The organism is Pseudobdellovibrionaceae bacterium (genome assembly GCA_020635075.1).
Taxonomy (GTDB): Bacteria; Bdellovibrionota; Bdellovibrionia; order Bdellovibrionales; family UBA1609; genus JADZEO01.
In genome coordinates, this window is record JACKAM010000002.1 from 124,253 (window position 1) to 149,511 (window position 25,259).

Genomic DNA, 25,259 nt, shown 5'->3' on the forward strand with positions numbered 1-25,259 from the left:
CTTAATCTCCCTCAATTTTTTACTTTTCATTTAAAACCTGAGCCCCTTTTTTGACCATAGAGCTCACCTTACCCTTTTGTGGACAATTGTCTTTTGCCCGACTTCGGTAATTTCCGATCTCATCTTCCCAGTACTCCCCATCAAACTCCCAATTGAGAATCTTCTGAGGTTTGACACTGGCTGGAATGCGATTTGGAGTTGCCGTCGCGCCGCCGGCCACCTGATAACGGATATTCTCCCCGGCACCGGAAAACACTTCGTAGCGAAGCAGCTCGTTGTTGGCGATATACTGGCTCATTTCTTTGCGCATTTCCTTTAAACGGGCCTGTAAAGCCTTGGCTCCCCCCTGTCGAAGGGCGTACTTCTCGTCGCCAAGGCGCTTATTGGAGGCCGCGCTAAACTGGACAAAACGGGATTTGCTCTTTCCCAACATTTTTAGAAGAAACTGATAGCCGACAATAATATCTCGCTCATTTCTTTTTTGGGCCTTCCACTCATTCACATGTTTGATTAGGGACGAGTCACTCTTGGCCTTGTTGAGGTTTGCATCAGCCTGGGCCAAACGGTTCTTGGACCTATTCATTTTCACCTTAACGTTGTTGATTTCCCTTTGTATGCGGCCAGGTATCTCAGGATAGCGCTCTCCCTCGTCCACTTTGTCGTTTATGGATGTTTGAAAGTTCAAAAAGTCCCTGCTTCTTCCCATTTCACGAATCACCTGGTAAGGGAGGTTGTCCACATTTTCACCACTAGGGCTACGCAAATAGTTCTTTACCGTATTGTAGTAGTCGGCAGGAGAAGAGTGGGTCTTGACGTAGCCATCAACCCTCTGCAGCCAGGGAATATACTCCTGCTCCATGCGAGCCAGAGATTTGTAGGCATCGGCATATTGGCAAATGTTGAGGTAGCCAATGGAGCGAACCACATAGGATTCGGGCTTATATACGGCCTTAAAATAGGGACTGTGCAGAGAATGCATATTGCCGATGGCTCCTGAGTTATCGTCAAGCAGCACTTGCGCCCAGCCCTGCTCAATCAAACCCTGGACCCATACCGGATGGTCCTTACCAATCTTTTTATACTCCGCGAGAGACATTTTGAAGTCGCCGATGTTGAAGTAGATTCGTGCGATGTTAATGGCCATCAGGGAGGCCACATTCTTGTCGCCCTTGCTCTTGCTCTCCATCCACTGCCTTAGCTCCAGGAGGGTGGCAATCGACTTCTTCATCTTATTGCCAGCGTACTGGGAGATTCCCAATAGGTATCGGGCATTTACATAGCGCTTGCTCTTGGACGAGACGGCCTGGGCGTGCTCCTCTGCTTTTTGATACTTCTTTTGATCATAGTAGCCCTTGGCCATCACATAGTTAACGTCGTCCCAGCTCGTCTCCGGAATCAGTGACTTGTTCTTCAAACCCTCCAATACTCTGGTGACACGCACTTCGTATTCTCTGGGCAAGTCCATTACCAAGACAGCAATGGCCTCGGAAGCCATGGTTGGCTCCTCAGCCCTGATCACCTTAGTCAATCGATCCACAGCTTGTGAATAAAGCTGTAGTTTTTGTGCACAAACCCCCAAATGGAAAGACGCCTCTTCAATAAACTCCTTTTGCCTTGAAAGGTTATCAAGAAGACCAATAACCAGATGGCAGTTTTTCCCACTTCTATTCACGATTAGAGCCGTCAACATGTCCTGCTCTTCTTGCGATAGATGCTTAACGGGCAGCTCGGCAAATTCAGCGATTTCCTTTTCATTCAAGACGATCTTGTCCACCGCTTCCCTAGTAACGGGGTAGCCATCGACCAAACCTTTGCGCATCTCCTTTTCATCAAAGGCCCTGAGATCAGCAATCTTCTTTGTCAGCCAGGTCTTAACTTCACTCTGGCTGTAATGTTTGGGCTCCTTCAGAGCCTTGGCCTCAGAATACACCGGCCTTTTAACCTCAAATGTGAGATCCGCCAGCTGCTGGGCAGAAATGGTCTCTTCCTCACCAATATCTAGGAGGGGAACTCTCTTTTTCTTGATCTTGACTGACTTTATTTTTCCACTCTTCTGTTTTTCGCTCTTAGTCTCATAAAAGGAGTACTTGGGAACACCAGCCTGAGACAGCGGGAGATCAGTAGTCCCTTTTCTCCCAGGACTGAGGGTGACAATTCCCTGCTCATTACGAATGCTCTGCTTGGCTTGTTCAACCTCGGATCGACTGAATCCTTTATCCGCAGTTTTGTAGTCGGGAAGCTCCTTCTTCAGTTCGGCAACGCTGTTATCTGGCTGTACAACCATAGGCTTTGCCGCAACAGCCTGGGGAGATCCGCCACCACTATTGCCTGTCACACTTTGCGGCGAATCACCAAAGTAGCTGCCCCATAGTGTTTTAGCCTTGGCCTTTAGGTCGACCCACGCTTTCTCGACCTTTTCGGTTGTTGACTCCGATGCTTGGTTTTTAGCGCCTGCCTTGGTCTGTACTGAACCTTCCCCGGAAGAGTTCCGCATCGCCTCCTGGATGGTTCCAGAGGCCTCTAGAGGCCGGGCGAAGGCCTGGGGGCCAAAGATCATCAGTAAAACTGTGATACCGCCAACGCACAAATGTCTCACGGTTCACTCCTTAGTGATAATAAGTAATTCCGATCAAAAACAAGGTGCTATTGGTTGTCTGGGACTTCTCTTTTGTCCCTGCCGTCCAGTTGAGCACCTCTTCACTCCACCACCGATTCTTTAAATCAGCGCGAATCGCAATATGTTTTGATAAAAAGAAATATTGGGTGATGTCCAGGCCATAGGTGAAAGAACTATCGTTCTTATTACCGTTCTTTGTGGTCTGTTCATAGTTCATCATTCCCAAAACCGGAGTGATGGCCATGTCAAAGTAAATAATTCGCTGGCCCAAAAGACTCATTTTCGCATAAATAGGCACCCAGTTGTAACCCACTCCCCACATACTGGAAACTCGCCCGATATTCGGCCTCACTCCACCATACTGGTTGGCAAAGCCTTTCACAGTTGAGTTGTCCGACACATTGTAAGAGACATATTCCAGCTGAATTCCTTCCCGTTCATTCAAAAAATAGTTGGCAGATAATCCCAAATTCCAACCCTCATTGAACGCGTCGTTGATTATAGGCCCATACTGGAGGGAATATGAGAACCGCTTTTCCTTGGTGTATGCCCGATTTTGAACTACATTAAAATCGGTATCTTTGGGAGCCCAATACTTCTGCTCTAAATCTCGGATATCGAGCTTCTCCGAGTCAGCTTTCTTTTCAGCTGCAGGAGCAGCTGGTTTTTTTTCCCCTTTTTTGGACTGTGCCTCCGTCGCTTGAATTCCAAGTGCGAAGACAAAGGTGGCCACTAGTGTAAGCCGCAATAGCCAACACATTGATGTGTACCCTAAGCGCATAAAGCCCCCCTTTAGGCAAATATGCCCGCTCTATCCAGTCTCCAAACCAGGCAGCTACGAACCCTAGTTTGTCGCCTTAAATAGAAACGGGTAAGTCACCATGACAGTTGTCCCACCTTTCGGTCTTGGAAACTGCCACGCAGACACACGCCTCAAAATACATCCCTCAACCATGGCGTTGCTAAGTGTTGTTGATCCAATTTTTTGTGCGGTGACTGTTCCTCCCGCACCAATCGTAAATTTCACCTGCACCTTCCCGTACAATTCCGGGCTGGCACTTAACTGTCTTTCGTAGCAATAGCGAATCTGACCCAATTGGGATCGAATGATATTGGCAATAACTTCTTTGTCCAGTCCGCCCTCAACCTCTGACTCTTCCTCAAGAAGACCGACCGAGGCATTTCCCACATTGCCAATACTCAGACCACCGGCTCCGCGATAATCGGACTTACCACCACCCTTGCCTGCAGTGGCAACGCCTGTAACTTTGAAGGCCTTTCCTGATCCACCAACCCCGGCTTTCATGGCTTTTGTCGAAGGAACACTTGTTGCCGGTCCGGTTGGCGCGCTGTCTGGTGTTCGGCCAGTCGCCTGAATCAAATGCGATGTCTTGGCCGCCCGCTTTGAGATTTTGCCAATCAATCGAGACAGTCCGGCGGCTTTAATCTTCGTGACCACTCTCTGTCCTGACTTCGCTTGATTTTTTGCGGATTTCTGTGTTGGCGCCACCGGCACTTTTGCGGCCTGGGAGCCAATGGACTTAGATTGACCGACGATGGTCTTGGTGAGTTTGGTAGCCTGGGCCCGCTTCTTTTTAACCGCCTTGGCGTCAAAGATCATGCGCGTGTATTTATTCTGATCCGGCTTAAGGGCCACCATTTCCTCTGATGGTTTCTCCGGAGCCAATGAAATCAGGGCAACCAGGAGAATCAAGAACGCAGCGGCAACCATTAGTGGCGTTCGTAAACTCGGATCCCAAAGGTCCCTAGCTTTCTCAATATTCGAATTGTTAACTACCTTTGTCGATACAAGCCTCTGCTGTACGACCACATCTCCTAGTTCTGTCGTGGTCCAGGTATAGGCCTCAGGTCGCTTCAGAAGGTGGGACTTTTCTCCATGACGACAGGTATAGTCCTCTCCCGGAGGCAAAAGGTGAGATTCAAGCACATATCCCCGACGCCGCACCACAACTTGGTGAAATTGATCACCTTCCTGCAGCGGTTTATCGGTCAAGTGGTTTTCCGCAAACAATCCGTGATCCAACTCGCGAGGAATGATCTTGAGCGTATGACCACCAATGCGCACGATTGTAGTGCCTTTAAATTGTTGCTCAACAACAGGCTTTTTCCTAATCCAGGTCCCATGGTGACTTCCCATGTCGGCGATCTTCCAATTTTCTCCTTCTTGCTCTATCACGGCATGTACTCCACCAACATCATCACCCAATAGACGAATGTCGGCATCACGGGATGACCCTAAAACCGTTACGTCACCGCCCTTCAGCCGATGCCGGCCAACAAAGCGATTTTTATAACGATGTTCCAAATCCAATTCAACCCTACGCATAGTGCTTACCTCAGGTAATCAACCGAATTTTTAATTTCGTCATCGAAGTGCTTTTGCACCTTATAAAGGGGCATAAATTTAACCCCTCTTTTTTGCAGCAAATAGGCTCCATCCGGACTGCGAACGACCCCGTCGATGTCCGTTTCTTCGAAGTTTACTTCCTGGGTCTTGCGGTAGACCGGTTTGCTCTTGGGCTCAGCCTGGGCAATCACACTTACAACTACAGCCAAAGCCAACAAATATCTCATTTTGTCACCTCGCCCTTTTGCTCATCAGCCCGATTCAGGCTGACCTGCTTACGCGATGCCGCTCGCTTTTTCTCCACGGCAACTTCCAAAGTCTTGATTTTGTCGTCGAGTGAAATACTGAGCTCTCCGTCCAGACTTCTTTTCCCCAATAGATATTTAATACGCTTGTAGACTGAGAGAGCGCGTTCTTCATTCTTAAGATGAACTTCCAAAATGTTAGCCTGGCGAATTCTCAGATCCAATCGCCTAGGAGTTTCGGCAATAGCGGTATCCAGCAGGTCAACGGCCTTCTCGTATTTCCCCAGTTTCATGTAACAATAGGACAGGCCATCCATGATGTGGGGATCTCGAGATCTATCATTGTTTGCGATTTCCAGGTGATCGACTGCACGCTTGTAATCTAGATCTCTCAGGTAAATCTGGCCAACGAACAGATGCGCCTCTGAATTTTGAGAGTCCAAACGCAGTGATTCCTCAACGGCAGCCACGGCCGCGTCGGTTTCATCCATTGCCCAAAGAATACGGCCCTTTTGATGGTAGAATAAGGCGGTTGATGGAGCCTTCTTAAGGGCCGCTTCAATCATCCACAATGCCCGCGAATAATCCTTCTTCTCAAGGGCCACCAAACTCAGATAATAAACTCCCCATGGGCTGAGATACTCGGTCTTAGCCAGGTGGTTTGCCATTGCTTCTACATGTCCCCACTTTGCCGACTTGATGCAAGAATTTATGATCGACACTCGATCCTGCCAACTAACTTCAATTTTGAATTCGACTGTTTTTGGACAGCTCTTCCTAGACTTGTAGGTGTTAGCCGACTTAGTCCTTAGAGCTTTGGTATACTTTGTTGCTGCGGCCTTCCGGCTGGATTTGGATCCGCCTCCAGTGGCACACCCCACAATTAGACTACTCAAACATAAAACTAGAAGGAGATTCGTGAATCCGTTCATGATCCCACCTCGCTCAAAAATTCAGGCAATACAGCGGCAGGAGCGTGGACCTTATAGTCGATCACCTCCTCCTTTACCATATTTGCCTTGTTCAACTTGGATTGAAGTTGTGCAACAGATCCGTTGCGAAGTCTCATTTTCTGCGCAGATGCCAACGCCTGTGCCAAGGTCTCAACGCTCTTCTCCTCCAAAGGAATTGCCAGCTTCTCCATTTCCTGTCGGAAGGCTGCTTCCTCAGCTGCCTCTAATCCGGCTGGACTGGGCATTTGACGGAGAGATTCCACGTAATGGCTATACAGGTCACTCAGTTTTTCAAGAGACTTCACTGAAATTTCTGGGTCGCCATACTGAATGGCGGCTTGGTAAGCCTTTTGAGCCTTCTCAAGTTTTTCTGTCTTAAGAGCCAAAACCACAGCAATTCGCTCCGCACGAGCTTTTACGCTTTGGTGCAAAAACTCCTGCTCAAGAATCTCGGCCTGAATAAATCTGGCTCTAGCTCTCGCCTTGATCGATGCTTGTCCGCCAGCTCCAACAATCTTCTTGGCATCTATGAAAGCCTGAGAATAATCTTTGCTCGAATAAACCTCTTCGAGCTGAGCTAGCTGCGCCAGGCTGGACTGAGGCTGCTGCCCTGACTCGGCAATCCGCTTGAGTAACAATCTACGGCGAGCACTGGTCGGCTGAGCTCGGGAGATTAGCTCCATCTGCTGCAATGCGTGGAAGGCCGTCGCCTGGTCCTGGTGTCCCTGCAGACTCTCATAAAGGACGACAGCCTGTTTTTCATTGCCTGTTAACACCAAAAAGTCCGCAGCCAGACTCTTCCATTTGTGGGCTGATTTTGCATCTGCCACGGCCAGGTCCATTAAAACCTTACTCGCCCGATCGAGCTGAGCCATGTCCTCATATGTCTGGGCCGCCCTCAACAAGGCCTCTACCGAGCGACTGGACTTAGGAAACTGCTCATAGAAGCTTTCGGCGGCCTCAGCGCCACCAGGAAAATCAAGAATCTTGAAATGCAACTGGAGGGCATTCCACCACGCCTGCTCAGCAAGGGTTGACGACTTGTTTTGCCCGGCAAACTCTTTGTATCCTTTAATGGCCTCAAGATGCTTGTTCTTCTCAGCCAAGTCCTGAACTTCCATAAAGTAGGCTTGCTCATAGATTTTCGTTAGCTTTTCCTTACGTTCCCCGAGCTTCTTTCCGGTTTTTAGCTTCGCGGCATAGTTCTTTAATGCCGTGTAATTTTTCTGAATATTAAGGATATCCAGGTAGAGGTCTTGAGCTTTGATTCCTCTATCCTCACCATCAAACTCACGCCCCAACCGCTCAAAAATTGGAGATGCATCGGCATAGCGTCCCTTTTCATAGGCAATGAGTGCCATTTTAAATTCCAGGTCAAGGCGGTACTTCCCTTTTGAATGCCGCCCAGTGTACTCCTTGACCAAAAAAACAAATCTCTTTTCATCCTCATCAGACCACTTATCTTTTACAGCCTTTTCAATACTTAACAGAGAAGAGTACAGAGCATCGTGGCTAAGCTCGACCTTATTGCTTGAAGTTCCCACAATCGCATAGTTTTCACTTGCCTCGCGGAACTTATCTCTCTTGAAAAGAAGCTCCGCATAGGCAAAGCGAGCCTCAAAAGCCTCATCTGTTGGCTTGGCCCTGCGTAGATAAATCTCAAAGGATTTCTCAGCTCCGACCGCCAGATCAACCATATCCTTGTGGTTACGCCAAAACTTGTACCACTTCTTTGCCAAACTCAGGGATGTCTTCTCAAGTAGTTCCTGACATTCAATGAAAGGCTCTGCCGCTCCCTTAGCATTTGCCACTGTTGAGCTGGCTTTCTGCTCTTTTGTCCACCGACCTTTCGGGTCACAAACCTTGTACATGGACTCCATGTACTGAACAGCCAGATCCCTTTTCTTGAGGTTTTCGTGACTCCAGATCATTTCATTTTCGACTTCAGGACGAAGCGCTGAGTATGGTAAATTTTTGATAAAGTCCGTTAGAACCACATTCACATCGTTGAATCGGCTGTGGCGTTTGTATAAATTTGACAACTTTAGAATAACGGGGGCTACATCGAGACCCTTAGCCTGTTCGCCAAAGTAACTCCAAGCTTTAGTTGGAGAATAGACATCCTCAAAAAACAACGTCATGTCTCCTAGGGCTTCTCTGCGCAAGTCCAAGCGAGCATCAATGTTATTCTGAACGACAAATCGGCCGTACTCCACCACCTTTTCTAATTCCTTCAGCCCTGCCAGAGCATTTCGCATATTGTAGTGGGTCCATGCTGCCTTATAGAGTCCGTACGGGAATACCCTCGAATCCGGAAAATTCTTAATCGCATTAAAATGTTCTAGAGCCAATTTGAATGATTTGCGATCAAAGGCCATTTCACCAATTGCCAGATGGCAGTCTGGAACCATAAACGAATTCGGGTATCTGGCGATAAGCTGCTTATAGCGGGCCTCAGCCCCTTTGTCCTGACCCAATTGCTGGCGAGCGAAAGCGTTGTTAAATAGAACAATATCCAACTGCGAGTAACGAGGAAACCTCGCCTGGATCTTCTCATAGATATCCACAGCCTCTTTGATATTCTTCTTCGAAGAGGCCGACTTCACCACGTTGGGAGCAAGGCTAACAATTGTCTCGGATTTTCGGTGGACTTCAAAAAACATATCTGACTTAGCCCGACGCATATGCATCTCGGCCAGTCGAAACCACAAGTCAGGCTCGATGGGCGTGTTGCGATACTTTTTCAGCAACATCTTGATTTGAGCAACGGCCTTCTTTTCGCTAGAGCTGACCAGCATTTCAGTCTTAAGGGCGCGAACCTCATTACCCTCTTCATCACCCGTCACAAACTGCAAGTCCTTAAGCGCTTCATTGGATTGCCGGCCGGAGGCGTCTTTAACCGCGTCCTTTGCGTGTCCAACAGCCGAAAAAATGCATATGCCCGTGACAGCCAGCCATCTTCCCGCGGCGGCTATCAGCGATTTAGAAAAAATGTGCAAAGTCCATTTTGTCATTTTAGTCACCGGATACCGTTGCTAGTTTGAGATCCGCATAGCCAGCCAAGGAGGATGTATACATCACCTTCTTCAAGGTTTCATAGGGTAACTTCGAATCGGCCTGCATCACTACTTTACCCTCAAATTCAACTTCAGAATTGGCCTCCGAGATTTCCTTAGCCTTCAAAGCCTGTTTATCAAGTTCCTCATACAAGCTGCGAATGAAGTCAGGGTCATTGGGCTCAGTTGCTCCAGGATCAATCTTGCCATTCGCAATTTCTGCGATTTTCTTGTCCTCTACATAGATTCCGTCAGAAGCAACCACCAGGCGCAATGCCTCGACTGGGTTCGTGTAAGAACTGGAAAAGGGCAGGTTCAGATTTTTGTGTGGAGTAATGTGAACAGAACTGGTCGAGAAGCTCTTCAGCAAGAAGACGATCAAAATAGTGAACATGTCCACCATCGAAGTCAGCTGCAGAATGAAGGTCGCCTTCTTGTTGTTCTTTATCATTTGATCAACAGCACGTCTCATTTCAGCCCTCCACCACATTGGCAAACACCACATCCGGAAACATCAGATCGGTTTCCACATGCTGATTGGTCTGTTTGTCCAAAATATAGATCTTGGGATCCTCGCTGCGTGTCTGCCGAACCTCATCCATGACCTTTACGATTTCAGAATAGGGAACGACCTTTTCCGGGTTCAGATCCATTCTAAAAACATCGGGGTGCTCCTTCTTAATTCGCACCACTTCTGTATGAAGTCCCGCCAAATCCCAGCCATCTCCCTTTTTGGGAAGCTCAATATTTTTAACCACTTTACCATCGCTCTTTAGCTGCAGCGTGAAACCGTTATCTTTCATATCAAGAGCGACAGTAATGATCCGATCCTTTTTATTGCGGTCCTCTTCAAGAGCCTTCTGCACCACCTGTGGCAAAGGGGTATCAATGATGGTCACCCGAACAAACACCGTGGATAGCAGCATGATCGGTATCAAGGTCACCATCAGAGCCAACATGGGCGCCAGGTCCAGCTCAAAAGAGGACTCGATAGTTGAGGAAATATTTTTATTGTAGGTTCTAGCCATAAGCTTTCTCCCTATTCCTCTTCTCTAAGTTAGGACGCCTTTAATGTTGTTGGCGGTGGCTCCACCTTTAACAATTTCCCGACTTCGTTTTGCTGAAGATCTTTGGGAAACGCGCCCGATGCTGAAAACGGCTGGTAATGACGAGTGGTCAACCAATCCACGACTTTCGCGGAATGCTCGGAGATTTCTTCCAGCAACCGATTTTGTCTGGCGTGCAAAAAGGCGTAAATCACCATCACCGGAATAGCTACGCTGAGGCCTAAAAATGTCGTGTTCATGGCCATCGAGATACCCTGGGCCAGAACCACTTGCTTTTGGGAAGGATCAGCAAAACTGACCGCCGAGAACGACATAATCAGTCCCTGAATGGTTCCTAGCAGCCCCAAAAGAGTGGCCACGTTGGCAATCATGGCTAAGTAGCCGAGACGCTTACCGAGGCTGGGAATAATTTCCGCTAAGGCAATATCGAGTCCCTGATTGATACCTTCATCATCCCGGTCAGATCTTTCCAGAACGCCTTTGACTACATGGGCAAGAGGCGCCTTCTCGTTGGCCGTACAGAACGTAATGGCCTCTTCGATCTGATCGTTCATGACCAGACTCTTGACCTGCTTCATGAACTCGTCCGTCTTGATTGCAAATTCGAAGTAGAGCACGCGCCCTCTTTCGATAATTAGCGCCAAAGCACAGATTCCCATAAAACCAATGAGAAATCCCACCGTACCGGCTTCTGCAATCATTTTACCGATGCTATCCATGTTAACCCCCTTAAACACTCGGCTTCAAATACAGAGATCCGCCTGGGTCCATCATCAGACCCAAAGCAGACGAACTCTGCCAACGTTAATTTATTGGTGATGGGGGAATATTTCCTGGTACATGCACGTACCCCCACACTTTTCCGTGTATTTCGAAAAAGCTCTCAAGGTACATGCAAGGTCTCGAGCTCTCGATAGAAACGTCCAACTTAATGCCTGATCACACCAGGCAGCTCGTAGGTTCAATCAATATTTTTAAATCAGGCCGCCTCACTTCTCTTGGCGAACTCCTGAAGGAATTTCTGAGTCGTCGGACTGATGCTGGTAAACTTCAATCCATAACGAATCGGAGCATTCTTTTCCTTTACTCCTTCAACATACTGTTTGCTAACAACTTCACAAATTGCATTGAAAGGCGGTACACCATCTCCAGGTTTGAAGTGGAGATAGAGAGTTTGTCCGGGCACCACCATGGCATTTTCCATCACCACGCCAGCTCCGCCAGCGCTGATTTCAACACCTTTACCTTTCCATACCGACTTATTATCATGGACCAGGATTGTCCCGCCGTAGCGGACCCGACGATGGCGGCGACGAAAGAAAACTTCGGAAATTTCCGGCATCAGGGTTTCTTTCATCTTGCCGATATTGTCCGGCTTAAAAGGATCCAGGTCGGCGATGCGAACCCAAGTGCTCAGACCAGGATGCCAGGCGAAATCAAATTCAAACACCACTTTTTGCTGCAACATTTTTAGGACGTCGGGATAGGAAAAGGGACCAAATTTATTTTCCCCTTTGAGGATGTACCATTCAGCCACCATGTGGCTGGGTTGACCTTCAGCTGCCTGAACGGCCTCGGCCATTTCCTCGTGATCCTCAGTATCGGCTTCCGCGGCCGGCTGTTTACTACCAGGTTTTGGCGGAGCCTCCGGCTTGTGGTCCTTTAGCTGCTGAGCCAGGTCTTGATACTCCATCAACAAAACCCAGTCGCCGGAGCTATCATCATAAAGATAATCAAGCATGGTGAGCTCATTCTTTTTCACCATCTCCGCTATTGAGTTTAGAGGGTAAGGACCCATTTGTTTTCCCTCACGGGATACGTAGTACTGAGTTGTGCTCATCTCACCGATTCCTCGCGTTCAATATGGCCATTTCTCTCATTTCACACCCTTGGCTCATGGACAAAAGTCCCCACAAACCTTCTAAATGATCGGAATCTGAGAAATCCGACTTAAGGCCTGAGAGACTAAAATCGGAATAAGACAGCACCGATTTTCGTGGTTCTGTCTCACAGTGAAGCAAAGGGGTCTCAAATTCCTTTTTATTGTTCACTCCTTAGCCAATCGTTCCGGAACTGTTGGTCGGAATCCAAGACTGGGTTTGATTTTTCAGGAATTGTTTCAGCCTGAGTCACGTCCCCCATTAAGACAGTTGCCAACTACGATAGGCGGCGTTACCTTAGCCACCATGAAAAATGTGAGCGAAATCCTCCATTATCTCCTCGACCGATCGCGCAAAATGAAGACCCTGGATGAAGGTCCTCTGCTGGCCGTCTTTGATCTTGATTCCACATTGTTTGATGTCAGCCCCAGAACTCAGGCCATCCTACATGATTTAGCTGCTCACCCAAAAACCCAGGAGAAATTCCCTGAAGAGGCCCGGCAATTGGCGGGCGTGAGGTCCTTGCCTAAAGACTGGGGAATTCGTGTGGCTCTGGAGAGAAGTAAAATTCGCGCGACTCTGGATTTTTTTGAAACTGTCCGTACTTTTTGGGTGGAGAACTTTTTTGGCAACGATTATCTCCACCATGATCGACTCTACGATGGAGCTCTTGAGTTTGTTCAACAGCTTTATGAAGCCGGTGCCCGTATTATATATCTCACCGGTCGGGATCAGGAGCGAATGGGGGATGGAACTCTACGAATTCTCAAAAGTTGGAATCTTCCCTTGGATGATGAGGAGCGCCACTTAATTCTTAAACCTCACCGTAGCATCGAGGATGCGCGCTATAAGACGGACAAATTGATTGAACTCAATACACGTTATCCAGAGGTCTGGTTTTTTGAAAATGAGCCCGTTATCATTGATTTGGTGCGCCGGGAAGCCCCCCAGATCAAAATTGTCTTTGTCGACACCACTCACTCGGGTCGCAGCTCCGCCCCGGAAGACCTACCAGCGATTCGCGGCAAATTTAAATAAGGTGGAGGAGATGCTGGCGGGCTAGTGCCAATGACGAAAGAATGAGGGAATGGGTGACCTCACCCCGATCCGCCCTTTCATAGAGTTCCTTTAATGGCATTAGGCGGACGCTCAAATCCTCATAGGGATCGAGATGAGGTTCCTGCACTTTCACACATTCAAAAGCGATATAGGTGTGAAGTTTGTTCTGCTGAGTTGCCGGATTAGGAAAATGAAAGCCCACATCCATCCATCGGCCAGCCTGGTAACCTGTCTCTTCTAAGAGTTCCCGCTCCGCCGCAAGGCGCGGATCTTCCGTCTGCCGCAGATCAGTGCTGCCGCCAGGGATTTCCAAAAAAGTGGTTTCAGCTGCATGACGATACTGGTCCACAACCAAGGCCATACCCTCCTTGGTGATTGCCACCACGTTGACCCAGTCGGGAAATTCCATCACATAGTAACGGGGCATGACTCGACCGTCAGGGAGTTCGCACTTGTCCGTGCGCACCCTCAGGAAACCTGACTTAAACAGTTCTGACGACTCAAGGACTTTCCATTTTGACATACAAACCCCAGCACCACCTCTTAGGACGGCAACAGAATGAGGACGAATTCAGCTTTATCACAGGGCAGATCTTTCAGGACCCTCCCCGGTCGTCCCTCTAAGAACACCTCATTCTCCTGACTCAAGTTCAAACCAAGGAGTACCGTGTGCTCCCCAAGTTCCCCATCAAGTTCAGTGAGCATCTTTTTTAACCGATAGGGAGTGTCCATCAACACAACGGGAACCTTAGTAGATTTCAGTTGCCTGAGCTGTTCTATTCTCTCTTCTGTCTTGGGTGAGATAAACCCACGAAAATAGAACTCATCCAATCGACGTCCACTGATGGACAACAAAGCCATGAGACTAGACGGACCAGGTACAGATTGAATTTGAACTCCCTTTTTACGGCAAAGAGAAACCAAATCCGCTCCGGGGTCACAGAAGCCGGGGGTTCCGGCGTCGGAAATGAGAGCCACGTCCTGGCTGGTGCAGAGAGCTACCAGTTCAGCCAGCCCCTCATTGTTCGTATGCTCGTTGAGCTCTTCCAGCTGGCGTCCGCTGATGCCAAAGTGCCGAAGCAGGCGAGAGCCTTCCTTTCTTTCCTCGGTAATGATAACCGAACACTGGTGAAGGATTTCGAGGGCACGATGTCCAAGGTCCTGGTAATGACCAATGGGCGTTGCAATTACAAATAGGCTCATTGGGCTTACTTCTTGGTTCTGTTGATCTTATCGAGTTGATTCCGGAAGATATCCAAGTACAAATAGCGATCAAACTGTTGGTTAAAGCGAGTCCACCGCTCTCCCTGGTCCAACTCGGCGTGGAGAACTCCAACCATAGTATTGATCTTAGAATCCAGCTCATCGATCATGGAAACCACCATGGCCTCAAGAAATTTGGGTCGCTTAGGTGAGCCGTACTCCAACTTGCCATGATGGCTGAGCACAATGTGTTTGAGTTCGTCTTTCAGGTCGACGGGAAAACCAAGAATTTTACCGGATCTTTCGTCAATCATCTGGCAGGCAATGCCCATGTGTCCAACCAGACGACCCACATTGGTGTATTGCACGCCTGCGGCAATTTCTAACTCCCAAATTTTTCCAATGTCATGAAAGATCGCACCAAACAACAGGTAGTCCCGATTGAGAATGGGGTAGTGCTCAGCCAAGGCATTCATTATTCCGCAAATACTCAGGATGTGTTCCAGCAGTCCGCCGATCGAGGCATGGTGAATTGTCTTGGCGGCGGGGCTGACCAAAAGCCGCTCTTTACCCTCTTCATCCGTTAAAGTTTCTTCTAACAACTGGCGAATATGGGGATTCTCAATTGTCGTAACCACGGCCAGGAGTTCTTGATACATTTCCGCCGGACTACGAGTCGCCCCAGCAACAAAATCCCGGAGATTTATCTCCTCAGGGGATGCCTTTGACAAATCGTGGACAACCAACTGACGTCGATTCTGATAGAGCTGAATATGACCCTTAATGTTGACGAAATCACCCGGCTGAAAAATGGCAGCCAACTGATCAGCCTTTTCCCACACCTTCGCATCAATGGAACCTGTGACATCGGAGAGATTCAAACTCATATAAGTCCGACCGTTTTTATCGGTGAGAACCATCTTTTCTTTGGCGAGAAAAATGGACTGAACGGGATCCTTATCCTTCAGATCGCTGACATACTGTTTGTTCTGATCCATCCTCACCACCCATTGCCAACCAAAAAGATCATACCATGATTTTCGGTAACTAAACCTCTTCGTCATCGCTTTGCGTTAGCCGAGAGTTACACAGCTTATCCTGGTAACGCGAATCTGTGACAGATATAGTCGATAGATGCAAATTCTCGCCCTCTACGTACACAAACAGGAAGGTTCCAGCAATGGTATAAAGGTACCTGTTTCTGGTGGAATTCAGGCGGACTCCCTCTGTCTTAAGATTCCGGTTGTAGAATTTTGTGATGTCCGCGTATCTCCCGCAGCCCAAACCCCAATTCTTGCCATCGATTTCGATTCCGGGCGCCCGGCCAATAAAGTAAACGCGCAACCCAGAAGAATCAAAACTCTCATCCAGTTCCGCTTTGAGGCTAAGAAAAAAGTCTCCCCTAACCCCTGAAACCCATTCAGCCAAATCTAACATCCCCCCGCCTCTCCCAACTTCAAAACTGGAAGGGCTAACCAACACATCTGGACTGGAGCTGGCCAGTTGAGCCCTAAGCTTGAGAGTACGCCTCGGAATTCTAGCCAGAACTTCACCATCCGTGAGATCTGAATCCGCAAAATTCTTACGATAATTCTTTAAGTAAGACCTTTCCAAATCCTTAACTAACTGATCGGGAATCAAAACGTGCTTATCCGTACTGGTCATTCTCCCCGCCGGCAGGTCAGGATCACCCTTAAGAGGTGATGGACGACTGCAAGATGGGAGCCCCAAAAATACCAGGAACATCAAAACTGCCGACCCAAGTGAGGCCGCCATCAAAAGCTGTCCTTGGGAAGTAGCCCTTCCCTCTCGGCTTCCTTTTTGAGGCGAATAAGCGGGCGATAGGAACGCGACAATCGAAATCCATCAAAAAGATAGCTCTGGGCCTCAGAGTAATTTTTCTTGGCAAAATGAGATCGGGCAATACCGGTGATACCAACAATGGATTTGTCATCAATGGAATAGACATCCAGCCACTGCTTGAGAGCTAAATCATGTTTATTCGATCGGGCGAAAAATCTAGCCTGAAGCACCTTGGGCAACATCAGCCTGGATTTGCGATTAAGATCATTGGCCTTGCCAAGGGCTACTGAAGCGCGGGTTTCCTGCCCCACTCCGTCCAATACAAAAGCGTAAACTGCCTGGACCAAGGGGTCCTTTACCCCTTGAGCAGCCGCATCGTCAGCCCACTTTAGAGCTTCAACCTCATTTCCACCACGGAATAAACAATAGCCACGAAGGGCCTTCACCCGAGCAGTTTGCTCAAGGCCCTTGGTCATGGTGACACACGACTTAGACAAAGCTTCCCATCCAATTCTGCCTCGATAGACAAACAAGTCGTGGCGATGGTCACTTGTTAATTGGGGGTCTACATCCAAAATCAGCTCGACCCTCTTCATCACTCCGTCCAGATTTCCCGAAATGAAATCCATGTAAGCGAGCATCAATGCCGCTTCCTGATAATAATCATAGGTCGTCTGCATCAATCTGGTTAACTGCTTCTGTCCCTGCTCCAAATAGCTACGACGATTCTCCTGCTTGAACAGATTCACGTTGGCTTCAGCCAACATGAGGTAGGCAGCCCCCTCCTCGGTCCCCTGATCCACGACTGAATACAACCAATCCCTTGCGGTTTGGTATTCCTGCCGTTGAAGTGCCGAAGCCCCCAAATTGATTTTTGCCGGAGCATAGTAGGTGTCCTGACTGATCGCTTTTTTGAAGTGTTCGTCTGCGGTGCGGGACTCGCCATCAATCAAATCGGCAATGCCAATTGCGGTAACCGCCAACTTGGGAAAGACCCCCTTGCCAGCCGTGACAACTTCCTGTAGCTTCCGTCGTCCCTCTACTGTTTGACCTCCAACCTGAATCTGCAAAGTCCCTAGGTAGGCGAAAATACCTTTGTCAGTTGGATTTAGTCGGTTGGCTTTCTGAAACAATTCCAAGGCTTCATTGTAATCCCCAATCGTGATGGCCTCCATGGCCAGGTTTTTTACATCCGAAGCTGTGCCTTTCTTTTGAATCGGCTGGGCGACAAATCGGTTGTAGATAATAAAGGCCACCACTCCAAAGAGAATTGCACCTGTGACAAGCCACGCCAGCCTGGCTGTTGCTTCGGCTTGTTGAGCAATGACGGTGTCGTTTTGATAGCCAAAAGATTTGTAGCTCGATGGTCCGGCGTCTGGTCTGACACCTACTCCATCGTCGATATCGTCATAGACAATTTCGCCCATATTTCGCTGAAAGCTGGAGACATTATCGGTAGTATCGTCAAAACCAAACGAGTCCATGGGCTCGGTCAGGGTGATCGTTCCAGTGGCATCCAAAGTCGTGGATACCGTATCCTCACCGCTGAATTTTAGATTTTGAACTCGCAGTTCCTCGACTATTTTTGCAAAGGCAGGAACGTCCTTGACACAGTGCCAACGTCTAAATGGCTGGGCAATCTCATCCAGAACCACGAATTCTCGGGTCTTCAGCAATTGTTCAAGCTGCTGCTTTGAGTAGGGGCCCATAATTCGCCCCCCACTCTTGACCAGCCACGGTCCTTCCTGACCCGCCAATCATCCCCCTCAGCCTAATGCTGAAAATGTCTGGTGCCGGTGAGGACCATTGTCACTCCCAGCTCCTTGGCTTTGCTCTTCACTTCCTCATCCTTTATCGAACCACCCGGCTGTATCACCCACTTCACGCCTGCTTTGGCTGCCAGCTCAATGGAGTCTGCAAAAGGAAAAAACGCATCACTTGCTAAAACCACATTAGTCGCATCACCGTGAAATTTTCTCATGCGAGCTATGGCTTGTTCAACTGCATCTACACGATTGACCTGGCCCATGCCCAATCCCACGGTCGTTGATCCAGAAACAAGGGCAATGGCATTACTTTTTAGATGAGCACAAACCTTCCAGGCCAGACCTAGGTCAACCTTGATCTCGGGAGGAGGTTCATTGCCGAGCACGCTCCACTCGTTAGACCAGCCTTTGACCTGGTCTTGAGTTTGAACCAAAAAGCCACCACCAATGGTTTTAACCTTTAACTCCAGGCTCTGATTGGCGATTTGTGGCCATTTTAGAATGCGCAGATTTTTCTTCTTGGCAAAGACCTGAAGTGCCTCAGGAGCATAGTCCGCAGCCACAATACACTCCAAGAATATCTCAGAGAGCTTGGCTGCCGTATCACCATCGACCTTACCATTGAGGGCTATGATTCCACCAAAGACGCTGACAGGATCGGCTTTGAGGCTGCCAACCACCGCTTCAAACAGGTTGCGACCAACTGCAACCCCACAGGGGTTGTTGTGTTTTACGGCCACCGAAGTTGGATCCGTAAACTCGCGCAAAGTTTCGCAAGCCGCATCCAGATCAAGAATGTTATTATAGGACAAGGGCTTGCCCTGAAGGATTTCCGCCTGATGAAGACCGGACTTGGCTCCGGAGAGACTGTACCAGCCGGCGGACTGCTGTGGGTTTTCCCCATACCTCAATGGGGAAACATAGCTTCCACCCAAGGCGAACTGCGGAAATGTCTGATCGGCTCCCATGTACTGAGCGATCATGGAGTCGTAAGTGGCTGTATGAGAAAACACCTTGGCCGCAAGAAACCGACGATCCTTGAGAGTCAATTCGCTTTTGTCGGCCACCCATTGGTAGTCAGAGGGATCACAAATGACAGCAATGCGATTAAAACTTTTTGCCGCCGATCTCAACATAGACGGACCACCGATATCGATAAACTCGATTTGTTCCTCGTCCGAGAGATCTTTCTTCAGCGCTTCTTCAAATGGGTAGAGGTTGCAGAGAACCAGATCAAAGGGCTCCAGGGCCTGCTCCTTGAGTAGTTCCATATCCGAAGCCACGTGTGCCCGGGCCAACAAGGCCATATGTACCTTAGGGTGCAGTGTCTTTACCCTGCCGTCCATCACTTCCGGAGATCCCGTTTGCTCGGAAACATCCACCACCTGAATTCCCGCCTCTTTAAGGTGCCGAGCTGTTCCGCCTGTGGAAACCACCCTCATTCCTTTTGCAACTAAAGGCTGAAGAAACTCAATCAAACCTGACTTATCCGATACGCTGACTAAGGCATTCTTAAACATTACAACGGCACCTTTGATGCGAGCGTCTTCAGATCGTCGTTAGTAATAAAAATACCAGCTCCGAAAAAGGTGCTGGGTTCATCACCTTCACCCAGAAGGTTGTCACCACCACCAATCAAGTAGACGCCCTTGAGTAGATTGTATCGGGCGTAAGCTCGCACATATAGGTCATTAAAGTCAAAGGCCTCGACCGACAATCGCAGCCGACGCCGCCACAAGTAATAGTCGAAGGCAACGCCTCCTGAGTTTTCAATGATCCCGCCCTTGACGGTGAAATCATAAAAGTTCTTGGCAAACAGAGCATTGAATTTGATCTTGTTGCGGAATGTCTTCGTTTCATCCACTGTGGTGGGCGAACCTCCGTTGACGGTCGAAGTCGTGGAAGTGGAGCGCACCAGCCCCCTGGGATCGTCCACAATGCCTAACTCATAATACCGATCCAGGCCGGGCTGGACCTTCACCGACAAATAGGATTTGGTGTCATCGATTGAGGTTAAGTACTCTGAGTGAAAATCAATGCTGGTCTCCATCTCAGCTGCACCGCCAACAAAGTTATTCACATTGCGTATTGCGGCATTTAACTCATCGACCGTCTCTTCGTCATTAACCAATCGGCCAATCGTTCCTTCACCACGATTGATCTTGTCCGTAATCTCCTCAATATTTTTCAGAGAGGTGTCGATGCGGGCCAGACTATCAACGGCCTTCTGCCAGCCAGCCTTGAACCCGTCAGGACTGTCGTCGTTAACGAACCCGTCGAGTGTCGAGGTTATGGAGTGAACCTGGTCCACGATCTCATCGATTTTGCCCTTATTGTGACCAGTAATATCACTCAGGTCTTTGGACACCTTTTCAATGTTCAGCAAGATCCGCCCAATTGTGGTTTGCTCATCCCCTCCATCAGCAGCCCGACTAAGGGTGTCGGCAAGTTTGCCAAGGGAGTCTGTGATCTTGCCCACCTCATTCATGATTTTGTCCATGGACCCTTTGTCTGAAGCCGAATAAATCTCCGCTCCAGGGGGCAGTGGCGGGTCGGCAGGGTTTCCAGGCACCAGCTCGACGTGCTTATCACCCAAAATACCATCGGCCCGAATTTCCACTTTTCCGGAAAGGGTCAGAGGTACCTCTTTATCGATCACGATCTTGACCCGGGCCTTTCCCTGTTCAAGGACAATATCGTCAATCACGCCGACTTTAATACCTGCCATCTTGACAGCACTGTTTTTAACCAGACCACTGGCATCCCCCAGGATAAAACTGTGCTCTTTACTACCACCAATGACTCCGGGGCCTTCAGCCACCTTCATAGACATGACGCCAATGAGTCCCGCAATCAGAACGACGAGAACACCAACCTTAAACTCTGGCGTGTTAAAGAAAATCATTTCTTGTAAAAACCTTTGTCCACAAAACGCTTAACCAGATCCACGTCAGAATTCAAAAATTCATCAACCGTTCCTGACAGTAAGACCTTGCCCTTGTCTAGCATGGCGATGTGCTCGCCAATTCGGAATGCGGCAAAGAGGTCATGTGACACGATCACGGATGTCGAACCTTTATGAAGTCGATGTGTCTCCAATATTAAATTATCTACCATTTCAGTGAGAATTGGGTCTAAACCAGTCGTTGGTTCGTCGTAAAGGATAATTTCTGGATCTAGGGCTAAAGCCCTCGCCAACCCAACCCGTTTGCGCATTCCCCCGCTCAATTCGCCAGGCAATTTTGCAAAATGTTTCTCTTCCATTCCAGACATCTGAAGTTTCTTCACAGCTTCGTCAACTATGGCCGATGGACTCATTTCCCGGCGATGTTCCTTAAGCGGAAAACAGACGTTTTCCAGCACTGTCATATCGTCAAAAAGAGCGGCGTGCTGAAATAAAACGCCCAAGCGACAGCGGTACTGCACTAGCTCTTCGTCAGACATGGACCATAGGTCCTTGCCCAGGACCTCAACAACTCCCGAAGTCGGTTTCAGCAGCCCCAGGATATGTTTCATCAGGACGCTCTTGCCTGTGCCAGAATAGCCAATCAATACCGTGATCACGCCTTTGGGAATATCGAGATTCAGACCATTGAGGACGAACTCCTTGCCCCCGTCGAAGGACTTGCGCAAGTTCTGAATGCTGACTGCTGAACTCCCTTCAAACATCAGTTGAGCCCCGCAACGGCATAGTAAAAGCGTATGATGTTGGTAATGAAAAAGTTAATACAGATAATCATCACCATACTGTAAACAACGCCTTTGTTGGTGGCCTCACCCACACCTTTGGCTCCGCCCTCAGTATTGAAGCCCATGTAGGTGCAAATAGACGCAAAAGTTAGACCAAAGGCACCTGCCTTAATGAGACCTTCGTTGATGTCGCCCGGGTCGAGCCACAGCTGAATCTTGTCCCAAAAGATGGCCTCATCAAGACTAAGGACGTTGATGCACAAGAAGTGTGCTCCGGCCATAGCCACAAAGTCGAACACCCCACATAGAAGGGGCATGGTGATGACAGCGGCGATGATCCGCGGACTCACAAGATACTGTTTGGGATCAATGCCCATGACTTCCAGAGCATCAATTTGCTCAGACACCCGCATGGTGCCCAATCGTGCAGCCATGGCGCCGCCAGCGCGGGCCGACACGATTAGGCCAGTCAAAACCGGACCTAATTCCCGGGTGATTCCCAAGGCCACCGTGGGCCCGACCAGATTGGTGGCATTGACCAAATTAAATCCTAGGTAGATTTGATAGGAAAGTGCCAGACCGGTAAAAATACCCGTCAGACTAATGATCAAAATGGATTTGTTGCCAACGAACTCCATGTGCTTAACAAGCTCTTCAAAACGATAGGGCTTTCGGAAGGCAACACGAACAGATGAGTAAAAAAAGATGGTTGTTTTGCCACAAATAAAAAACAGATCGTAGACGCTTTTCCATAGCAACAAAAGAAATTCATCAATCTTGTCATTGAGAGCCTGGCGATTTTCCTGCCAGGATTCAAACAGTCCACGAGTAGCCATAATCTCCCAACATATCAAACCTCTCTACGGGGGACCCGCGCAGATATTCCCGTAAATATCTCGTAGGAAATTGTTCCCGCAGACTGGGCCAAATCTAGCGCCGAAATTTTCTTCTCTGCGTCTCCGAAAAAGATCACCTCATCCCCCGGCTTGGGGTGAGAGTCCAGCGCGAATTCTCCCAAGTCTATTAAAGTGTAATCCATACAGACCCGGCCTATAACAGGTACCCGGTTTCCACGACAGAGAACTGTACCAACGTTTGAAAATCGCCGTGGGTAACCATCCCCATAGCCGAGGCCCACGACCCCAACTATCGTTGGGACTTTTGCTGTCCAAGTTGCTCCATAAGACACACTTTCGCCTGGATTGAGCCTTTTAGTCATGACCAACTCTGCCACTAGGGTCATCACTGGTCTCAAGTTCGCATCCACCCAGGCCTGTCCTTGGGCATTAAGACTCTGATAGTCATCAAAACACCCATAGAGTGAAATTCCAGGTCTTGCTCCTAAATTCGCCCACTGGACTTTCTGGTTATCAGGGAGAAATTTGCGACTGACCAAGGCCGTTGAATTGAGAATATGTTTTCCCACACCTGACAGACCAAGCTGACCTCCGACCTGCTGAAACAATTCCAACTGCTTGACTGACATGGAGCCGGCTTGGCCCATGTCCTCTGCGCAAGCCAAATGGGTGCAGATACCAGTCACTTGAAGGGATGGATTCTGCACAAGTACCTGTCGTACCATTGGCAAACTCGCCCACTCGAAACCGAGGCGATGCATTCCCGTGTCGATTTTCAAGTGAATCGAAAAGGCACTTCGCCCCTTGCATGCCTTAGCTAAGAACTTCAACTCCTCAAGAGTCGATACGACTGGCGTCAACCCATTGTCCTGTAGACAAGATGCCGCCGTCTCCGGCAAAACCCCGAAAACAAGAACCTGGGCGTTGGCGATTCCACCCCTTCTCAGCTCCAGGCCTTCCTCAACCAGCGCAACGCCAAGAGCATCCACCCCATCTTCCACTAGCCAGTGGGAAACAGAGAGCGCACCATGACCATAGCCATTGCACTTAACCATCGGGCATAAGAACTCACCCTGATGCTGGAGACTTTTAAGTGCCCTAAGGTTGCTTAATAATCGAGATTTACTGATTTCAGCCCGCGTTTGGCGAAAGTGCCTTGCTGTCACCGCTGTCCCACTTCGAAATCTGCAACAAATCCTTCAGGCAATGGAGCCATACAAACCTTGTTGAAGCCTGCCTCTTTTACCTGAAATAGAGCATCGTCGGCGGACCTCAATAGCTCGTCACCGTCATGACAAAAGCTCGGGTACTCGCTCACCCCAAGACTGATCGTGATCCCCTGGTCCCGGCGCAGGACTTTGGTAAAATCTGCCGCCTCAACCATCCTTCTAAGGCGCTCTGCTTTGATCGCAGCCCCCCGGCTACCCGTGTGCGCCAGGAGCAGGCCGATTTCATCCTCGTTCAGACGTCCGACAACATCGTTGACTCTGCTGTTTCTGCGAATCATACCGGCCAATGAGCGCATAAGAATATCAGCGGTCTCCTGATCAGTATTTGCACGCAAATCACCAAAGTTGTCGACGCTGGCGACAATCATGGACAAAGGCAAATGAGTGCGCCTAGATCGGGACATCTCCTGTTGAAGCTTGATTTCAAAATTTTCACGGTTCCAAACCTGAGTGACGGGATCCACTTGTTCGGCGCTGTGCAGTCGGTTCTGTAGGGCCATTATGCTTAAATGAGCACCCAGCACTTTCGTCAGCAGACGGGTGGGAATCGTCTTATTCCCCATATGACCCTGCAAGATGACGACAACGGATCTTACAGAATCTCCTTCGTCAATTGGCAACGCGGTAAAATTATCAACCTTGAAGGTGGTGCGCACAAGATCCCGCAGCATGGGAAGGGCAGAAGGATCTTTCAGAAGGTGCGCTCCAAAACCCTCCTTTTCCCTGGAAAAATCAATGCCAAGACCTCGGTGCTCGTCCAGCGAGACTCCGGCTGCCATGGCCAGAAACAATGAACGTCGAGCAGCCAGATATTTAAACAAACACACAGGTCTCTGCACCCAACGATGTATTGTCTGCAAATAGGTATCGACCCCCTGTCCGCTAGTGGTCGCAGAAAGGATTTCAGATGTCGCATTTTGCAGTTCTTCAATCACCCCTTCATCAGTGTCGCCGGAAACCACAAGTTCATCGACTAAAGTAATTGCTGTCTTAGGTTCTGATTGAGCAATGGCCTCAGCCCTTTGCGCCAGCTCAGTCTTTAATGATTTGACCTGCTCCTTGATCTGTTCGTTTTGGTACATGAAGTAATCACGTTCCGCCCCACGATCAATGGCGGCTACAAGCTGATGAGCATCATGTAGCGGCCAGGCGATGACATCGTAAAGACCTTTAGTTAACAGAGGATAATACTCCTGGACTCGCCCCGCTTCGACCACAGCAACCAGATGGGATTCAGGGCACAAATCGAGCAGTTGTCTCACTTCGGTAGGAGCGACGAAGTCACCCCCCAGAACAACGAAATGAGGAGGGTCCACAGGAATTGTGGAGATTGCCGAATCAATACTCTCATGTTCCGCCACGCTGTAGTCCATCGCTGACAAAATATCACCAATAGAGCTTCTGCGATCATCCTGATGATCGACAATGTAAACTCTAAATGAGCTGCGATACTTGCGAATATTCAA

General features: G+C 48.9%; 22 protein-coding genes. 1 reads left to right on the forward strand and 21 read right to left on the reverse strand.

The window, feature by feature from the left end:
* Positions 1 to 19: 19 nt before the first annotated feature.
* The 10 genes from H6624_10305 to H6624_10350 form a co-directional block, all read right to left on the reverse strand.
* Entirely contained in the window at positions 20 to 2,596 is a 2,577-nt protein-coding gene (locus tag H6624_10305; protein ID MCB9084726.1) for a hypothetical protein, read from the reverse strand.
* 10 nt (positions 2,597 to 2,606) lie between these two features.
* The gene (locus H6624_10310; protein ID MCB9084727.1) at positions 2,607 to 3,398 is read right to left on the reverse strand and encodes an outer membrane beta-barrel domain-containing protein; all 792 of its coding nucleotides are present in this window, start codon (positions 3,396 to 3,398) and stop codon (positions 2,607 to 2,609) included.
* Positions 3,399 to 3,461: 63 nt separating this feature from the next.
* Complete coding sequence (locus H6624_10315) at positions 3,462 to 4,964, reverse strand: AgmX/PglI C-terminal domain-containing protein (GenBank protein ID MCB9084728.1); 1,503 nt, start codon at positions 4,962 to 4,964, stop codon at positions 3,462 to 3,464.
* Positions 4,965 to 4,969: 5 nt separating this feature from the next.
* Complete coding sequence (locus tag H6624_10320) at positions 4,970 to 5,212, reverse strand: hypothetical protein (GenBank protein ID MCB9084729.1); 243 nt, start codon at positions 5,210 to 5,212, stop codon at positions 4,970 to 4,972.
* On the reverse strand, positions 5,209 to 5,898 hold the full coding sequence (locus tag H6624_10325; GenBank protein ID MCB9084730.1) for a tetratricopeptide repeat protein: 690 nt from the start codon (positions 5,896 to 5,898) through the stop codon (positions 5,209 to 5,211). The genes H6624_10320 and H6624_10325 overlap by 4 nt, the downstream gene beginning before the upstream one ends.
* A gap of 260 nt (positions 5,899 to 6,158) precedes the next feature.
* The gene (locus tag H6624_10330) at positions 6,159 to 9,197 is read right to left on the reverse strand and encodes a tetratricopeptide repeat protein (GenBank protein ID MCB9084731.1); all 3,039 of its coding nucleotides are present in this window, start codon (positions 9,195 to 9,197) and stop codon (positions 6,159 to 6,161) included.
* A 1-nt stretch (position 9,198) separates the two neighbouring features.
* Positions 9,199 to 9,711: a biopolymer transporter ExbD gene (locus tag H6624_10335; protein ID MCB9084732.1), complete on the reverse strand. Its 513-nt coding sequence runs from the start codon at positions 9,709 to 9,711 to the stop codon at positions 9,199 to 9,201.
* A gap of 1 nt (position 9,712) precedes the next feature.
* Entirely contained in the window at positions 9,713 to 10,267 is a 555-nt protein-coding gene (locus H6624_10340) for a biopolymer transporter ExbD (protein ID MCB9084733.1), read from the reverse strand.
* 29 nt (positions 10,268 to 10,296) lie between these two features.
* Positions 10,297 to 11,025 (reverse strand): MotA/TolQ/ExbB proton channel family protein, encoded by a 729-nt coding sequence (locus H6624_10345; GenBank protein MCB9084734.1) that lies wholly within the window; start codon positions 11,023 to 11,025, stop codon positions 10,297 to 10,299.
* A 260-nt stretch (positions 11,026 to 11,285) separates the two neighbouring features.
* On the reverse strand, positions 11,286 to 12,146 hold the full coding sequence (locus H6624_10350) for a DUF4339 domain-containing protein (protein MCB9084735.1): 861 nt from the start codon (positions 12,144 to 12,146) through the stop codon (positions 11,286 to 11,288).
* A 172-nt stretch (positions 12,147 to 12,318) separates the two neighbouring features.
* On the opposite strand from H6624_10350, the gene H6624_10355 reads away from it, so the two are divergent.
* Entirely contained in the window at positions 12,319 to 13,224 is a 906-nt protein-coding gene (locus H6624_10355) for an HAD family hydrolase (protein ID MCB9084736.1), read from the forward strand.
* Here the strand turns inward: H6624_10355 and H6624_10360 are convergent.
* From H6624_10360 to H6624_10410, 11 genes are all read right to left on the reverse strand, one after another.
* Entirely contained in the window at positions 13,217 to 13,768 is a 552-nt protein-coding gene (locus H6624_10360) for an NUDIX hydrolase (GenBank protein MCB9084737.1), read from the reverse strand. The genes H6624_10355 and H6624_10360 overlap by 8 nt on opposite strands.
* Before the next feature lie 20 nt (positions 13,769 to 13,788).
* A complete protein-coding gene (locus tag H6624_10365; GenBank protein ID MCB9084738.1) occupies positions 13,789 to 14,448 on the reverse strand; it encodes a methyltransferase in 660 nt (219 codons plus the stop codon).
* Positions 14,449 to 14,453: 5 nt separating this feature from the next.
* Complete coding sequence (locus tag H6624_10370) at positions 14,454 to 15,446, reverse strand: HD domain-containing protein (GenBank protein MCB9084739.1); 993 nt, start codon at positions 15,444 to 15,446, stop codon at positions 14,454 to 14,456.
* A gap of 49 nt (positions 15,447 to 15,495) precedes the next feature.
* Entirely contained in the window at positions 15,496 to 16,224 is a 729-nt protein-coding gene (locus H6624_10375) for a hypothetical protein (protein ID MCB9084740.1), read from the reverse strand.
* A complete protein-coding gene (locus tag H6624_10380; protein ID MCB9084741.1) occupies positions 16,224 to 17,960 on the reverse strand; it encodes a hypothetical protein in 1,737 nt (578 codons plus the stop codon). The genes H6624_10375 and H6624_10380 overlap by 1 nt, the downstream gene beginning before the upstream one ends.
* A gap of 62 nt (positions 17,961 to 18,022) precedes the next feature.
* Positions 18,023 to 19,537, reverse strand: coding sequence for a bifunctional phosphoribosylaminoimidazolecarboxamide formyltransferase/IMP cyclohydrolase (gene purH, locus H6624_10385; protein MCB9084742.1), 1,515 nt, complete (start codon positions 19,535 to 19,537; stop codon positions 18,023 to 18,025).
* Complete coding sequence (locus tag H6624_10390; GenBank protein ID MCB9084743.1) at positions 19,537 to 20,922, reverse strand: MCE family protein; 1,386 nt, start codon at positions 20,920 to 20,922, stop codon at positions 19,537 to 19,539. The genes purH and H6624_10390 overlap by 1 nt, the downstream gene beginning before the upstream one ends.
* On the reverse strand, positions 20,919 to 21,686 hold the full coding sequence (locus tag H6624_10395) for an ATP-binding cassette domain-containing protein (GenBank protein ID MCB9084744.1): 768 nt from the start codon (positions 21,684 to 21,686) through the stop codon (positions 20,919 to 20,921). Before H6624_10395 ends, H6624_10390 begins: the two co-directional genes overlap by 4 nt.
* Positions 21,686 to 22,543, reverse strand: coding sequence for an ABC transporter permease (locus H6624_10400; protein ID MCB9084745.1), 858 nt, complete (start codon positions 22,541 to 22,543; stop codon positions 21,686 to 21,688). Before H6624_10400 ends, H6624_10395 begins: the two co-directional genes overlap by 1 nt.
* Before the next feature lie 14 nt (positions 22,544 to 22,557).
* On the reverse strand, positions 22,558 to 23,730 hold the full coding sequence (alr, locus tag H6624_10405; protein ID MCB9084746.1) for an alanine racemase: 1,173 nt from the start codon (positions 23,728 to 23,730) through the stop codon (positions 22,558 to 22,560).
* The gene (locus tag H6624_10410; protein MCB9084747.1) at positions 23,727 to 25,259 is read right to left on the reverse strand and encodes a GGDEF domain-containing protein; all 1,533 of its coding nucleotides are present in this window, start codon (positions 25,257 to 25,259) and stop codon (positions 23,727 to 23,729) included. The genes alr and H6624_10410 overlap by 4 nt, the downstream gene beginning before the upstream one ends.

Excerpts from the sequence above, each read along its gene's own strand:
- H6624_10310 (MCB9084727.1), bottom strand. The coding sequence starts at position 3,398 with ATGCGCTTAGGGTACACATCAATGTGTTGGCTATTGCGGCTTACACTA.
- H6624_10315 (MCB9084728.1), bottom strand. The coding sequence starts at position 4,964 with ATGCGTAGGGTTGAATTGGATTTGGAACATCGTTATAAAAATCGCTTT.
- H6624_10320 (MCB9084729.1), bottom strand. The coding sequence starts at position 5,212 with ATGAGATATTTGTTGGCTTTGGCTGTAGTTGTAAGTGTGATTGCCCAG.
- H6624_10325 (MCB9084730.1), bottom strand. The coding sequence starts at position 5,898 with ATGGCAAACCACCTGGCTAAGACCGAGTATCTCAGCCCATGGGGAGTT.
- H6624_10330 (MCB9084731.1), bottom strand. The coding sequence starts at position 9,197 with ATGACAAAATGGACTTTGCACATTTTTTCTAAATCGCTGATAGCCGCC.
- H6624_10335 (MCB9084732.1), bottom strand. The coding sequence starts at position 9,711 with ATGAGACGTGCTGTTGATCAAATGATAAAGAACAACAAGAAGGCGACC.
- H6624_10340 (MCB9084733.1), bottom strand. The coding sequence starts at position 10,267 with ATGGCTAGAACCTACAATAAAAATATTTCCTCAACTATCGAGTCCTCT.
- H6624_10345 (MCB9084734.1), bottom strand. The coding sequence starts at position 11,025 with ATGGATAGCATCGGTAAAATGATTGCAGAAGCCGGTACGGTGGGATTT.
- H6624_10350 (MCB9084735.1), bottom strand. The coding sequence starts at position 12,146 with ATGAGCACAACTCAGTACTACGTATCCCGTGAGGGAAAACAAATGGGT.
- H6624_10360 (MCB9084737.1), bottom strand. The coding sequence starts at position 13,768 with ATGTCAAAATGGAAAGTCCTTGAGTCGTCAGAACTGTTTAAGTCAGGT.
- H6624_10365 (MCB9084738.1), bottom strand. The coding sequence starts at position 14,448 with ATGAGCCTATTTGTAATTGCAACGCCCATTGGTCATTACCAGGACCTT.
- H6624_10370 (MCB9084739.1), bottom strand. The coding sequence starts at position 15,446 with ATGGATCAGAACAAACAGTATGTCAGCGATCTGAAGGATAAGGATCCC.
- H6624_10375 (MCB9084740.1), bottom strand. The coding sequence starts at position 16,224 with ATGGCGGCCTCACTTGGGTCGGCAGTTTTGATGTTCCTGGTATTTTTG.
- H6624_10380 (MCB9084741.1), bottom strand. The coding sequence starts at position 17,960 with ATGGGCCCCTACTCAAAGCAGCAGCTTGAACAATTGCTGAAGACCCGA.
- purH (MCB9084742.1), bottom strand. The coding sequence starts at position 19,537 with ATGTTTAAGAATGCCTTAGTCAGCGTATCGGATAAGTCAGGTTTGATT.
- H6624_10390 (MCB9084743.1), bottom strand. The coding sequence starts at position 20,922 with ATGATTTTCTTTAACACGCCAGAGTTTAAGGTTGGTGTTCTCGTCGTT.
- H6624_10395 (MCB9084744.1), bottom strand. The coding sequence starts at position 21,686 with ATGTTTGAAGGGAGTTCAGCAGTCAGCATTCAGAACTTGCGCAAGTCC.
- H6624_10400 (MCB9084745.1), bottom strand. The coding sequence starts at position 22,543 with ATGGCTACTCGTGGACTGTTTGAATCCTGGCAGGAAAATCGCCAGGCT.